At 70.6% G+C, this 12,506-nt stretch carries 16 protein-coding genes; 7 read left to right on the top strand and 9 right to left on the bottom strand.

Annotated features, from left to right (window positions below):
- From AC08OQ_RS11575 to AC08OQ_RS11550, 6 genes are all read left to right on the top strand, one after another.
- Positions 1-757 (top strand): hypothetical protein (locus AC08OQ_RS11575; protein WP_476612034.1); only part of this gene is annotated, 757 nt, incomplete at its 5' end.
- A complete protein-coding gene (locus tag AC08OQ_RS11570; RefSeq protein ID WP_476600873.1) occupies positions 757-2,199 on the top strand; it encodes a hypothetical protein in 1,443 nt (480 codons plus the stop codon). The genes AC08OQ_RS11575 and AC08OQ_RS11570, both read left to right, overlap by 1 nt.
- A 178-nt stretch (positions 2,200-2,377) precedes the next feature.
- Complete coding sequence (locus AC08OQ_RS11565; protein ID WP_476600874.1) at positions 2,378-2,677, top strand: hypothetical protein; 300 nt, start codon at positions 2,378-2,380, stop codon at positions 2,675-2,677.
- Positions 2,678-2,829: 152 nt separating this feature from the next.
- Complete coding sequence (locus AC08OQ_RS11560) at positions 2,830-2,979, top strand: hypothetical protein (protein ID WP_476600876.1); 150 nt, start codon at positions 2,830-2,832, stop codon at positions 2,977-2,979.
- Entirely contained in the window at positions 2,976-3,635 is a 660-nt protein-coding gene (locus AC08OQ_RS11555; RefSeq protein ID WP_476600877.1) for a recombinase family protein, read from the top strand. The genes AC08OQ_RS11560 and AC08OQ_RS11555 overlap by 4 nt, the downstream gene beginning before the upstream one ends.
- Positions 3,635-5,266, top strand: a complete 1,632-nt coding sequence (locus AC08OQ_RS11550) for a recombinase zinc beta ribbon domain-containing protein (RefSeq protein ID WP_476600886.1) — start codon at positions 3,635-3,637, stop codon at positions 5,264-5,266. The genes AC08OQ_RS11555 and AC08OQ_RS11550 overlap by 1 nt, the downstream gene beginning before the upstream one ends.
- 22 nt (positions 5,267-5,288) lie before the next feature.
- Here AC08OQ_RS11550 and AC08OQ_RS11545 read toward each other — a convergent pair whose 3' ends face one another.
- The 6 genes from AC08OQ_RS11545 to AC08OQ_RS11520 all read right to left on the bottom strand — a co-directional run bounded on the left by AC08OQ_RS11545 (position 5,289) and on the right by AC08OQ_RS11520 (position 8,595).
- The gene (locus AC08OQ_RS11545; RefSeq protein ID WP_476600879.1) at positions 5,289-5,447 is read right to left on the bottom strand and encodes a hypothetical protein; all 159 of its coding nucleotides are present in this window, start codon (positions 5,445-5,447) and stop codon (positions 5,289-5,291) included.
- A gap of 162 nt (positions 5,448-5,609) precedes the next feature.
- Positions 5,610-6,023: a PIN domain-containing protein gene (locus AC08OQ_RS11540; protein WP_462203821.1), complete on the bottom strand. Its 414-nt coding sequence runs from the start codon at positions 6,021-6,023 to the stop codon at positions 5,610-5,612.
- Positions 6,008-6,271 (bottom strand): type II toxin-antitoxin system Phd/YefM family antitoxin, encoded by a 264-nt coding sequence (locus AC08OQ_RS11535; protein WP_462203822.1) that lies wholly within the window; start codon positions 6,269-6,271, stop codon positions 6,008-6,010. The genes AC08OQ_RS11540 and AC08OQ_RS11535 overlap by 16 nt, the downstream gene beginning before the upstream one ends.
- A gap of 301 nt (positions 6,272-6,572) precedes the next feature.
- Positions 6,573-7,832 (bottom strand): tyrosine-type recombinase/integrase, encoded by a 1,260-nt coding sequence (locus AC08OQ_RS11530; RefSeq protein ID WP_476600883.1) that lies wholly within the window; start codon positions 7,830-7,832, stop codon positions 6,573-6,575.
- On the bottom strand, positions 7,832-8,041 hold the full coding sequence (locus tag AC08OQ_RS11525) for a hypothetical protein (RefSeq protein WP_462188731.1): 210 nt from the start codon (positions 8,039-8,041) through the stop codon (positions 7,832-7,834). The genes AC08OQ_RS11530 and AC08OQ_RS11525 overlap by 1 nt, the downstream gene beginning before the upstream one ends.
- 251 nt (positions 8,042-8,292) lie before the next feature.
- A complete protein-coding gene (locus AC08OQ_RS11520) occupies positions 8,293-8,595 on the bottom strand; it encodes a hypothetical protein (protein WP_462188729.1) in 303 nt (100 codons plus the stop codon).
- Positions 8,596-8,718: 123 nt separating this feature from the next.
- Between AC08OQ_RS11520 and AC08OQ_RS11515 the strand changes: the two genes are divergently transcribed.
- Entirely contained in the window at positions 8,719-9,087 is a 369-nt protein-coding gene (locus tag AC08OQ_RS11515) for a helix-turn-helix transcriptional regulator (RefSeq protein ID WP_462188727.1), read from the top strand.
- A gap of 52 nt (positions 9,088-9,139) precedes the next feature.
- On the opposite strand, the gene AC08OQ_RS11510 is transcribed toward AC08OQ_RS11515, so the two are convergent.
- The 3 genes from AC08OQ_RS11510 to AC08OQ_RS11500 all read right to left on the bottom strand — a co-directional run bounded on the left by AC08OQ_RS11510 (position 9,140) and on the right by AC08OQ_RS11500 (position 12,501).
- Positions 9,140-9,331: a helix-turn-helix domain-containing protein gene (locus AC08OQ_RS11510; RefSeq protein WP_023839981.1), complete on the bottom strand. Its 192-nt coding sequence runs from the start codon at positions 9,329-9,331 to the stop codon at positions 9,140-9,142.
- 30 nt (positions 9,332-9,361) lie between these two features.
- On the bottom strand, positions 9,362-10,978 hold the full coding sequence (locus AC08OQ_RS11505; RefSeq protein ID WP_476600888.1) for a replication initiator: 1,617 nt from the start codon (positions 10,976-10,978) through the stop codon (positions 9,362-9,364).
- Between the two features lie 77 nt (positions 10,979-11,055).
- Positions 11,056-12,501, bottom strand: coding sequence for an FtsK/SpoIIIE domain-containing protein (locus AC08OQ_RS11500; RefSeq protein WP_476612035.1), 1,446 nt, complete (start codon positions 12,499-12,501; stop codon positions 11,056-11,058).
- Between the last annotated feature and the right edge of the window lie 5 nt (positions 12,502-12,506).

Below are 12,506 nucleotides of genomic sequence, written 5' to 3'. Positions count from 1 at the left end.
CGACTCGCTCGCCGCGCGGCTGCAGGCCGCGCCGCCGATCGGCGCGCGGGAGCCGGTCGGCCGCGCGATCGCCGAGCTCGCCGCGCCCGAGGGCCACCTGGCCGTGCTGTCCGCAGTGCCACTCGGCACGCTGCGTGAGCTCAGCGGGCTGACCGCCGCCGCCGACCCGGGACTCGACGAGGAGTGGCTGCCGGTCGTCGCGGCGGTCCGGCCGCATGTCGCCCGGCTGGAGGCCGTGCAGCTCGCCGCGCTCGTCGGGGATGCACCGTCCCTGGCACCGACCTCGAGCGCGCCGGGCGACCACTGGCGTACGGCGGCGCTGGCCGACCTGCGGGCCTCGCGGACCGCGCCGGGCGGGAATCCGCGTGCGGCGCTGCCGCGGTTCATCGCCGGATACGGGCTCGGGGACGTGTGGTCGGCACAGCCCGACGTGCTGGTGGCAACCGGGCTCGTGGACAGCTGGAGTGAGTCGGTGCCGCGGTCCCGGCAAACCACGACGGCCGCGTTCGGGTTCAACGCACCGGCCGCGAGGCCGCCGCAGGCGATCCTGCTGGCGGTGCCGCCCGATCTCTCGGCGTCGTACGGGGTGGGGGCCACGACCGAGGGGCTCGTCGCGGTGCTCGCGGACACCCGGCTGCTCGCGCACGCGCGGGCCGGGCGGCCCGAGCACCTCGGCGGGCTGCAGGCTGCGGTGCCGACAGTCCTGCTCGAGGGCACAGGGCAGACCGGGTTCAAGGTTGAGGGGACGTCGTTCTGATGGCCGACCGCTACGACGTCCACCGCCGGATCGAGCCCGACCCGACCCGGCGCTCGCTGGCCGCCGGCTTCGCCGCGGGCGTGCACGACCCGGTGTGGTTCCTGTCCCGGCAGTGGCAGATGGGCGAGCACCAGGGCGAGAACGCGACCACGCCGGTGCTCGTGACGTTCTCGGCGTCGTCGTCGCCGGTGCAGCCCGCGCCGGACGACCCGGCCGGCGACCCGACGGTGGTGCCGGCCGAGGCGCTCGTCGAGTCCGAAACGGACAGCTGGTGGACTCTGGGACGGCGGGTGCGAGTGGGTGCTGCGCTGGACCTCGACCCGTCTACTGTGGACCCTGCCTACCTGCTGGTGGATCCGCCGCCGCCGTATGAGGGGCTGGCCGGTGCGCTCGACGGGCTCGCCGCCTGGCGGGATCCCGAGCCGCTGGGGCTCACCGCGACGGACTTCGCTGGGATTCCCGGTGTGCCGCCGTTGCGGTGGGACCCGGCGGAGCTGGTCTACACGGCCGAGTTCCCGGTAGGGGACACGACGCTCGCGCTGCCGCGGCACCGAGGCGGGCGGGTCGACTGGTTCTCCGGCTCCGGCGCAGGGCCGGTGTCGCTCGCCGCGGCGGCCGAACGGCGGGCGTACCCGGTGGCGTTGCACTACCCCGGCGCGCCGAACAGCCGGTGGTGGGAGATTGAGGACGCGGCGGTCGACATCGGCGGCTACCCGCCGGACAGCAGCCACGTCGCGACCACGCTGCTGCTGGAGCTGATTTCGACGCACGGCGACGACTGGTTCCTGTTCCCCGTCGATGCGGCCGCCGGGTCCGTGCTCACGCTGCCCTCGGTGGTTGTGACCGACTCGTTCGGTGACTCGTACGCGGTGGCGCCGCCGCCAGACTGGTACCTGTTCCGGACCTCCGGGCTCTCGCCGTCCTCACTGGTCGTGTGGCTGCGGGCGGTCACGCCCGTCGAGGAGGTACTGCTGGGCCTGGACGAGTACGCGAACCTGCTGTGGGCGGTCGAGCGGCGGCTCGACGGCCACGCGGTGCCGGCGCAGCCGCCGGCGTCCGTGCTGCCGCACGTGGAGCCCGCGTCCTACGTTTACGCCGCCGGGCGGGACGCGGCCGTGCACTGGCACCCGTACGAGGTCGACGACCGGCGCCGCTTCGTGCAGCGCCGGCTGGCCGACCCGTCCGGTCCCGACCCGGTCCTGTTGCCGGCGGCCGCAGCCGAGGTACTGCGCGTCCGCGGTCCCGGCGGCGAGACCGTCCATGAGATCGAGCCAGCCACGATCCCGTCGATCGGCGTCACGCTGACCCGCCGCCGCCGGTTGGCGCGCGACACGTCCGGCGCCCCGATCCTCTGGTCCCAGCGCCAGCGCACCCCGTTCCTCCGCCCACCCACGAGAGCGACCCGCTTCGACGTCCTGGCCGAGGACGCCCCGCCAGGCTAGAAGGCTTGGGCGGGCGAAGCCGCGAAGGATGGGTCAAGTTCTGGGTAGGCGGGTCAGGCTGCGAGGCCGGCGTGCTGGATGAGCTGGTCGACGGCTTTCTGGTAGGTGTCAGCTGCTTTGCGTAGTGGCGGTGGGTCGGAGCCTGTCAATCCCGGTGAGACATCAGGCGGCTTGGTCTGTGGGTAGCGTCTCCTCGGTCTCGATGATCGCTGGGGGCTGGTTGATCCATTATGGCCACGGCCGCGACGAGACCCGCGGTATCAAGGCCGCCACCGTCGCCCACCTCGACTTCCCGCACGCGGCCCAGGCGATCCGTATCCACCGCTGGCGCCGGGTGAAAGGCAGGCCGGCGACCCGCGAGACCGCCTACGGGATCACCAGCCTTACCTTCGAGCAGGCGCCGGCCGCATTACTCGCGCTGTTCGCCCGCCAGCACTGGCACATCGACATCTGTTCATCAGACTGCACCTGTGAGTAGCCAAGAACCCGATCAGGGGCCGACAATCGGGCGTGAGGGGCTGCTGCGGCTGGTCGAGGTGGTTGAGCGGTTGCAGGCCCGTGGCCGGCAAGGAGGTGGGGCACCATGGACGGCGGAGACGACGGGCGCCCCAGATCCAGGCAGAGCCGGATGTGGCGAGTCTGTGGACGGGGCTGCCGGTGGCCAATCGCCGGACGGCGGTGTACTGGCTGGCGCTGATCGCTCGCAAGAGTCTGCCGTCGCGGAGCGAGGCGGCGAACCAGCAGGCCCCGGCGGCACCGAGCTCGGAGAGTGACCGGTGACCACGGTGATGCCGTGGGAGCGGTCGGGCGGCAAGGTGACCTGTCGCCATACCGACCGGCCGGCGGTGGTGTATGTGCGCCAGTCCACCCGCGGGCAGGTGCTGGGGCACGGTGAGTCGACGCGGTTGCAGTACGCGTTGGTGGACCGGGCCGTGGCGCTGGGCTGGACGGCGTCGCGGGTCCAGGTGATCGACGATGACCTGGGCAGGTCCGGGGCGAGCGCGGTCGACCGGGCGGGGTTCCAGCGGCTGGTAGCCGAAATCTCTTTGGGGCACGTCGGGCTGGTACTGGGCACGGAGATGTCGCGTCTGGCACGCTCGGGGAAGGACTGGTACCAGCTGATCGAGTTGTGCGCGCTCGGTGGTGCGCTGCTGGCGGACGTCGATGGCGTGTACGACCCGGCCGAGTACAACGACCGGTTGCTGCTGGGGTTGAAAGGGACGATGTCCGAGGCCGAGCTGTATCTGATCAATCAGCGGATGCAGGCCGGGCGGGTGAACAAGGCCCGCCGCGGCGAGTTGGCCATCGCGCTGCCGGTGGGGTATTGGCGTCGTCCGTCGGGCGAGGCGGTGCTGGACCCGGATGAGCAGGTGCAGTCCGTGGTGCGTCTCTGGTCTTCGCGAAGTTCGCCGAGCTCGGTTCGATCCAGGGCGTGATGCGTTTCCTGGTCGAACACGGCATCCAGATCGGGATCCGGGCCCGCTCGGGCTCCGACAGGGGCGAGCTGGTGTGGAAACGGCCAGCCCGCGCCACCCTGACCTGCATGCTCGGCAGCCCGATCTATGCCGGGGTCTACGTGTATGGGCGGCGGCGGGTCGATCCTTCCCGCCGCCGCCCCGGGCATCCCAAGGCCGGGCTGCGGCGGATGGAGCGCGCCGAGTGGCTGGCCTGGATCGAGGACGCGTTGCCCGCCTACATCACCGTGGCGCAGTACGAGGCCAACCAAGCCCGCCTGGCCGCGAACCAGCCACACGCCGACGTGCCCGGCGCGGTGCGCTACGGCCCGGCGCTGCTGGCGGGGCTGCTGCGCTGCGGCCGATGCCGCCGCCGGATGACGGTGGCCTATCACATCGACGCCGGTAAACCCCGCACCAGCTACAACTGCACCGGAGCCCGCGCCGACTACGGCGGCCCGCACTGTCAGCACCTCAGCGGCCGCTGTCTGGACACCTTCATCACCGCCCGGCTGCTGGCCGCGCTGACCCCGGCCGCCGCACAGGTCAGCATCGCCGCAGCCGAACAGCTCCATGCCGACCGGGCCGCGCTGAACAAGATCTGGACCCAGCGGCTGGAACGTGCCCAGCAGGCCGTGGACCACGCCCGCCGCTGCTATCAGCTGGCCGAGCCCGAGAACCGCCTGGTGGTCCGCCAGCTGGAAGCCGACTGGGAACAAGCCCTGGCCCACCACCGGCAGCTCACCGAGGACTGGCACCGCTTCCAGCACACCGCCCCCGTGCCCTTGACCGCCCCTGACAAGCAGGCCATCGCCGCCGCGGCAGCCGACCTGCCCACCCTCTGGAACGCACCGACCACCGACAACGCCGACCGCAAGCAGATCATCCGCGCCGTCATCGACGAAATCATCGTCACCGTCCGTGGCCGCAGCGAACTGGTCGACGTCACCATCTGCTGGGCCGGCGGGATGACCACCACCGGGGTGCTCCGCCGCCTCCTCCAACGCTTCGAAGACCTCAGCTACTACCCCCAGCTCACCGCCCGCGTGATCGAGCTCGCCCGCCGCGGCCTGGATCCTCGCCAGATCGCCGATCAGCTCAACACCGACGGTTTCCGCCCCGCCCGCGATGACGGCCCGATCCGCTGGCGACTGGTCGACCAGGTCCTGCGCCGCGCCGGACACCCGATCACCCACCACCACCGGCCACTGCCCGTCCACCCCGACGAGGCACCCGGCGCACACGAGTGGTGGCTCGCGGATCTAGCCGCCCACCTCGGCGTCACCACCGGAACCATCCACCGCTGGCGCCAGCAAGGCCGCATCCGCGGACGCCAGGAGACCCGCCATCCACACCGCTGGATCCTGCACGCCAACCCCATCAAGATCACCGAGCTGGCCGCCTACCTGAACAAGATCCGAGGCCGAACCACCCGCGTCCACCCCCGCTTCGCGGGCGGCCATCCCCCGACAGTTGAGCACCACAGGTGCACCCTGCTTGACAGTTCGAGGGCTGCCAGCATTACGTCCGCGATGTCACTTTCGGTGAGGATGCTTCCACCGGCAGGACCGGCCGGGCCCCCGCAGCCCTCGCGATCTTCCGAGGTGCTGTGATCACCGCGATCCGCGCCGCGGGCTACCGCTCTCCGCCACCGACCCCGGCGAGCAGATCCGCAGGCAGGTTGCCGGGGCAGTGGAGATCTACGGTCGCGCGGCTGGGCTGCTCGACGTGGTCCGCAGCGCGGCGGCGGCCGAGCTCGATCTCGCCGAGGTCTGGCAGACCAACATCGACCAACGCCGCGCCGTCCAACGAGCCTTGCCGCGGAACGCGTGTTCGACGCGGTGGTTCTTACTGTGGTGTGTCAGGTCCACGAGCTGGTCCGTCATGTTCGCCCCCTTCTGGGGGGTTTACTGGCGGGCGGCAATGCATCCCACGGGTGAACGGGCTGAGTGTCCGTCAACGGCCGGTCGGCGTGACGAGTTCGGAGCGGACGCCCGCGAGTTCGTCGAAGCCTGCCCTGGTGTCGGTGGTGAGCAGCACCCGACTGGTGGCGGCCGCGGTCGCCGCGATCGCCATGTCATATGCTGATCGCGGCCGGCCACTGGCCATCGCGGCCACGGCAAGACGCGCATGCACCCGCGCGACACCGAGCGTGTAGGGCTCGATCGGGAGACTCGACAGAATTGCCTCCACGCGGACGGCGCACGCCTGCCGGCGTGCCTCGTCCGCACGTTCGACACCGACGAGAAGCTCCATCGCGGTCACCGCGGCGATCGCGGCGTCGTCGAGCCCGAGGAGCGCGTCGACGTCAAGCGTGCCCCGTTCGAGCGCGATGAGCACCCCGGTGTCGAGGATTACGCGTCTCGCCATCCGCGCACCTCGCTACCGAATGCCACGTCCAGCTCGGCATGGGTCCGCTCCAACTCGTCTGCGAAGCCGACGTCAGCCGGGTTGTCGCGCAGTGCGGCCCTCAACCGGTCCGCCGACGTCTGCCGTTCCGGGACAAGCCGGCCGACCGGCACACCGTCGCGTGTGATGACCACTGTCTCGCCGTGCTCGACGGCGTCGAGGATGTTCGCGAAGCTGCGTGCCGCCTGGGTAGCAGTCACCGTGACCATGATTACATACTATCTGATCTGAGAGCGCAGGCTCGTTCGGTGGCGCAGCGGGCGGCCGGACCCACCAGAGGTGCGGAACGTGTGTTCGATTCGATGGGCGAGGTTGCCGGCTGGGTGCTCACGGGGCATCGCCCCTGGTCGGGAGCCTTGTGGGGACCGGTCGGACGGTGATCTCAGGTCCCTGGGCCAAGATCAGGCGGTTCTTATTGTGACACGTTAGGTCCACCACGGCTGACCTGTTGGTATTACCGGCAGTGACGCCCTCTTTGATCGTTATGTAGCCAACCGTGTAGCCCAGCCGCTACGAGCGTTCGTCGGAGTCGCCCGAGTCCGGCCGGTCGTCTGGCTCGCCGCCTTGGCTGTCCGCGTCATCGTCAGACGCCGTCATCAGCTTGTCCATCGCGTCGGACGCGGCGCGCAGGCGATCCGGGAGGGCATGACCGTAGCGATCCATGGTCATGCGCATGGTGGCGTGGCCGAGGATCTCCATGACGGTGCGGGGTTCGACGCCGGCTGCCAGGAGAAAGCTTGCGCAGGCGTGGTGGAAGTCGTGGAGCCGAAGCGTGGGAAGGCTCGCCCGCCCGCGCAGCTGCTGGACGCGGCGCGTCACGTTGCGCGGCTCCATCAGCGTGCCGACCGTGGACGCGAAGACGAGACCGTTCTCCTTCCAGGCCGTATCCGCGTCCGCGCACTCCTGCTCTTGATGCTTCTGGTGCCGCCGGAGCGCCTCGACCGTCGTTGCCGGAATCGGTACCGGGCGCCGCGAGCCCCGCGTCTTCGTCTCGACCAGGCGGAGCGTGTCGGAAACGCGCTGCGCCGAGCGGACGACGCGCAGCGTCCCCGCGTCGAGGTCGACATCGTCCCAGCGGAGGCCAAGCAGTTCGCCACGGCGTAGGCCCATCGTCAGCGCGACCACGAACAGCGATTCGAGCCGATCGCCGGCCCCGACGTCGAGGAATCGGCGCGCCTGCTCCACCGTCAGCTCCCGCGGTTCCGCGTCGCCCAGCTTGGGAGCCTGGACCGACTTCGCGACGTTGCGGCTCACCAGGTCCATCCGTTCCGCGTCGGTGAGCACCGCCCGCAGGACGGCGTGAACCTTGGCCAGGCTCGCCGGCTTCATCGAGTCCCGGCGAGCAGCATGCAGCCGGCGGACGTCAGCTGGGGTGAGCTTGTCCAGCCTGACCTTGCCGAGGACCGGCACGATGTGCCCGTCGATCGCGTACCGGTAGCGCGTCAGCGTCGACGGCCGCGTACCGTCGTGCGCCTTGATCTCGTCAAGCCAGTAGGCCATCCACTGCGCGACCGTCTGTGGCTTCGCGGCGAGGTCCTGGCCCTTGTCGGCCGCTTTGCGCAGCTCCGCCATCTTGTCGCGGGCTTCCTTCTGCGTCCGGGCGTAGACCGTCAGGCGACGCCGCTTGCCGTCGATCCACCCGAGGTCGACGACACCGACCCAGCGGTTGTCGCTGGCCCGCTGGTAGAGCCCACCCTCGCCGTGCGCGCGTCGACTCTTCTTCTGGTCCGCCGCCGTCTGGTTGTCCGGGTCGTTCTTCTTCTCGGCCATCAGTCGGCGTCCAGGGGGTTTCCGTCAGGCCATTCGATGTTGTCGCACCACGCGCAGCCGTAGCGGCTGTCGCCCATGTCGCAGGCGAACTTGGTCTCCCCCTCGGGCTGCGGGTAGAGCCGACCCTGTTCCGCGCGGGCACGGTCGAGATGTTCCCGGAGAGCCTGTTGCAGGCTCATCGTCGGGTGTCCGTAGTGGTCAGTGGGCATGGCGAAGAAAGCTTCTTGCCGGAAGAAAAACGGGAAGAGTCACGCGGGCCGCGGGTGGCGTCGCCCGGTGCAGGTGGGTGTTCCGTTCTCTGGCGCGGGGATGGTCTGCCGGGGCGCCGCCCGCGTCCAGGGCGCTACGCGTCGCTACGCGATCGGCCTTCGGCCGACCCTGGACACGTCCGACACCCCGACAGCTTCAAGCGCCACCAGAGAACGGAAGAAAAATGGGGGAGGAGCAGGCAGAACAGCCGCTACGGGCGGGTAGCCCTTGCCGCCGCCGGCCCCGCCGAGGGGTTCACGGACGCCGGAAGCGCCGCCGAATCCCCGGGCACCTGCCGAAAGACGAGCACCGCGTTCACGTCGCCGAAGTGCTCCGTGAAGAACGCATCCGCGGGCAGCGTGCCGAGGATCGCCATCAGGTCGCCGACATCGGCCCCGGGACGGATCGTCAGCACGAGCTCCCCAGTAACCCGGGTGCGCATCGCGATCAGAGGGGACTCGCCATCACCAGGGGTCCGCCACGCGCCGAAGCCACCAGACGAGAAAATGGGCATGGGTCTCAACTCCTGTGCAGTCAGGATTGGGATCAAGGTTCCGGTTGGTGTTGGCGCACTCACCGGAACCGCTACTGCCTACAGTAGGCATGAGGTAATGGCTCGTCAAGCTATGATGTGCCCATGTCGACGATCAAGCTCATGGGTGCGGCGGAGATCGCCCAGATGCTGAACGTGAGTCCGTCGCGGGTTCATCAGATCCTCCGCGACGATCCGGCCTTCCCCGATCCGGTGGCCGTTCTGAGCATGGGGAAGGTCTGGAACGCCGAGGACATCGAGCGATGGCACGCCGCGCGCCAGGCGCCACGACCAGCCAAGGGCCAGGGCCGGACGGATCAGTGGACGTTGGATGACCTGCACCAGGCGCTTGATCGCTATGAACAGATACTCGTGTCCAGCGGACGGACGCCGAGCACGATTCAGACGTACGTGGACCGCCCCCGACGATTCCTCCGGTGGCTCGCAGGCGACTACGACCCCCTGAGTAGCTGACGGCAACCACTCTCGGGGACGCAGCCACCCCCCGACCTGGCACGGGCATCGGTCAGGCAGCCTGCCCCTCGTCGAGGCCCCGCAGCCGCCGGACGAACGCATCGAGCGCCGCCCGCGGGATGCGCCGTGACCGGCCGATCCGCACCGATTCCAGGTCGCCCGCGGCGAGCAGTTCATACACGGTGCTCCGGCCGACCGCGAGGATCTCCGCGGCCTCAGCCGGGGTGAGCAACAGCTTGGTCATCCATACCTTCCGGACCATCGCGACGGCGGATCAGGCAGCGTTCGCGGTCACCGGTGGGCCGGTTGCCGGAAGCCCGCCGGAGGCCGGACGCCGATCCCGGTCGAGTTGGGCACGCCAGGCGTGGCGTTGCGCGACTGCCTGGAGAAGCAGGTGTTCGCGTCGAGGTGCGTCCGGATCGCCGGGACGGAGCAGCGTCCATATCGTCCGGGCCGGATCATGCTCGCCGACCGGACCGCTTCCGGTCTGCCCGAGCGATTCGAGCTGCGCCTGGACCCAGGCGAGCCGATCGGTCCGATGATCGGCCAGCGTCTTGCCGGACCAACGCCGCGAGACGAGCACCCGCCGGCCGCCGAACCCGAGGGTCTCCCGCCGGTGCGCCTTCCCCCGACACCGGCCCGGGACGAGGCCCGGTTTCGGGTTGCGCGGCTGGACGCCGTAGCGCAGCCAGTTCCCGCAGGTGGACGAGCACGGTTCGTACCGCAGCGCGTCCGCGAGCCGTTCGACGTGGCGCCGCTGAGCGTCGGTCGTGGCAGCGTGGCAGGCGTCGAGGCTTTTCACGAGGTACTTGGTCAGGTAGCCGATCATCCGGCCGGTGTGCGCCGAGTTCGCCGTCACTCCGTCTGCCCGGAGTTGGGGACCGAAGCGGACGACGTGCGCGGGTTCGTCGTTCTCGCCGATCGCGTCGAGTGCCTCGTCCCATGTCGGCAGCGGCGCGCCGGTGGCCGGGTCACGGTAGCCGCCGGCCGCCTCGTCCCACACCGGTGGTCGGTCGTCGCCGTAGGCCGGCCGGTCACACGACGGCCACCACACCTGCTGATAGCTCGCCGCCGCCACCTGACGCAGCACCACCCTCGGGATCGTGCCCCGGATCGCCGCGTGCAGGTGCGGGGCGAGCCGCCGTTGCGGTTCGAGCGCGGCGAAGTACTGCACATCCCAGCCCACGGCTCGGCGGAGGTTCTGCCAGAACCGGTCGATCAGCTTCGGGAAGTGGATCGCGTCCCGCGCCGCCCGCTGGTAGTCGTAGGAGTCCGGATCGACCGGGGTGCCGTCGGAGGTCACCCGCCCGTAGGTGTCGCAGGTCAGCGTCAGGAACATCGACGGCCGCCACACCGTCCCGTCCGCCGCCTCGTACGTCCGCCCGACGGTCCGCCGGTCGACGGGCAGCCGGGGCAGGTCTGGTGCGTCCTGCCGACGGCGGGTCGAGCGGACCCGTCGAGGACGCTCCCGATCCTCCGGAGGCGCCCGCCCCCGCCCGCCCAGTGCATTGAGTTCCTCGTCTACTTGGCCGATGAGTTCGTCGATCTCGGCCACGCCGGCCGCGTCCCCGGCACGGTCGGCATCGCGGCGGAACGCCTCCAGGTCCGCGCGGAAACCGGCAAGAACCTTCGCATCGTCGGACGGAGGATCCGGGTCGGGAACCGGTTCGTCCTCCAGATGCCACCCCGCCTTGCACTGCGCCATCCGCAGCCGCCGCGCCCGCTCCGCACACGACGGGCACTTGCTCGCCAGGGTGGCGCCGCACGGCACCGGGACGATCTCTGTTTCACCGGTGTGGAGGTTCGTCCGCCGCATCGCCATCGGCCGCACACACACCCCGTTCTCCAGAGCGACGGCTTCGACGACCTGGCGGGCCAGCGGCAGACGCATCCGCGCGGCCCGGGAACCGGGGCGATCATCACGATCGTCACGGCCGGGAGCGTCGAGGGTGGTCGGGGAGGTTGGGGTCACGCAACCTCCCCGAGGTCGAACAGATCGCCGGGATCGGCCAGGCTGTCGCCGTTCTGGTGGGGGTTCAGGTCGGGAACCCAGCCGCCGTCTGCGGAGCGCCGGTAGGAGATCACCGTCCGGTTGATCTCGGCGTCGTTGACGAAGGCAGCCCGGACCCGGACCGGTTCGGGCTGTCCCTCATGCAGCACATAGCCGACACCGGGCAGCGAGACCGGGATCTCGTCCGCCCGCGCCCCACGGTCCCGGGCGCCGGAGCCGAGCACGAGATCCGCCTGTTCCGGTTCGGTCATCCGCAGCGCGACCCGGACCGGGAACAGATCCCGGAACGGAAGCACTTCCTTGCGCGGGTCCTGGACCGCCGCCAGGACCACGACCCCGGGTGCCCGGCCCTGGGAGAGTAGCAGCGGGAGCGCCGCGCCGATCCGCTTCTTGACGTCCCGATCCGTGACGTAGGCGGTCAACGAGGCGATTTCGTCGACCACGATGACGATCAGCGGCTCGCTGGTCGTCGGGGTGTGCAGCCGGGTTCGGCCCCGCAGCCGTTCCGTGCGTTCCTGCATCACGCCCACCGCGTCGTCGAGCAGGTCAGCGATCGTCTCCGTGGTGGTGGCGAACCGGGCGAACAGCGGTTCTCCGAAGGCGAGTTCCATGCCGCCCTTGGGGTCGCATACCCACAGCTCCACGAGCCCCGCCCGCACCGCCGGGCCGAGACCGCGGATGATCGACCACAGCACCGAGCCCTTACCGGCCCCGGTGGCACCAGCGACGAGCAGATGCGTGCCGCGGACGGGCAGCGTCCACGGTTCTCCGTCTTCCTGCCGGCCGACCGGGACCGCGCCTAGGCCCGCGACGAGCAGGTCAGGCACAGTCCCGGCATCCTCCGATCGGCCGCCGTCCGAGCCGTCGGGACGCGGCGTGTCGAGGTCAGCAGGGGTAACCGGGGTGGTCAGGGTGTCCCGCCGGTGGAAGTACAGCCGGATGAACCGGTGCTGCTCCGCCTGGACCTGGCAGCGCCGAGCCCGGAACACGTGCCGCAGCGATTCGGCCTGCTCCGCCCACTGCTCCGGGGTCTGACCGGGCAGCAGTTCTACCCGCAGGACGTCCACGGCCCGAGTCGAGCGGATCCCGCGGATCCGGGGGAAGTACTCGTCAAAGGTCACCTCGTCTCCGGTGGACGCCGGCATGCGGATCGCCAGGTCGGTGTGCACCATCGCCGGCCGCCACCGCCACCGGTACACGAACGCCAGCCGGGCACGGCCCCAGACCCACCGGGCCAGCCACTGGAACGAACGAGCGTGCAGCCGACGCCACGCCACGGCGACGAGCACCAGGCCGACGAGCAGGCACAGCAGGCCGAGGGGGCCGAACCGGTGCCAGAACAGCGCCAGCCCGACCGTGGCCGGCACGGCGACCCGGTGGCGCCAGCACCAGCGCCCAGCCAACGCCA

The sequence above is a fragment of the Frankia sp. CcCS3 genome (assembly GCF_977927575.1).
This window is presented reverse-complemented; position numbering and strand designations above follow the sequence as displayed.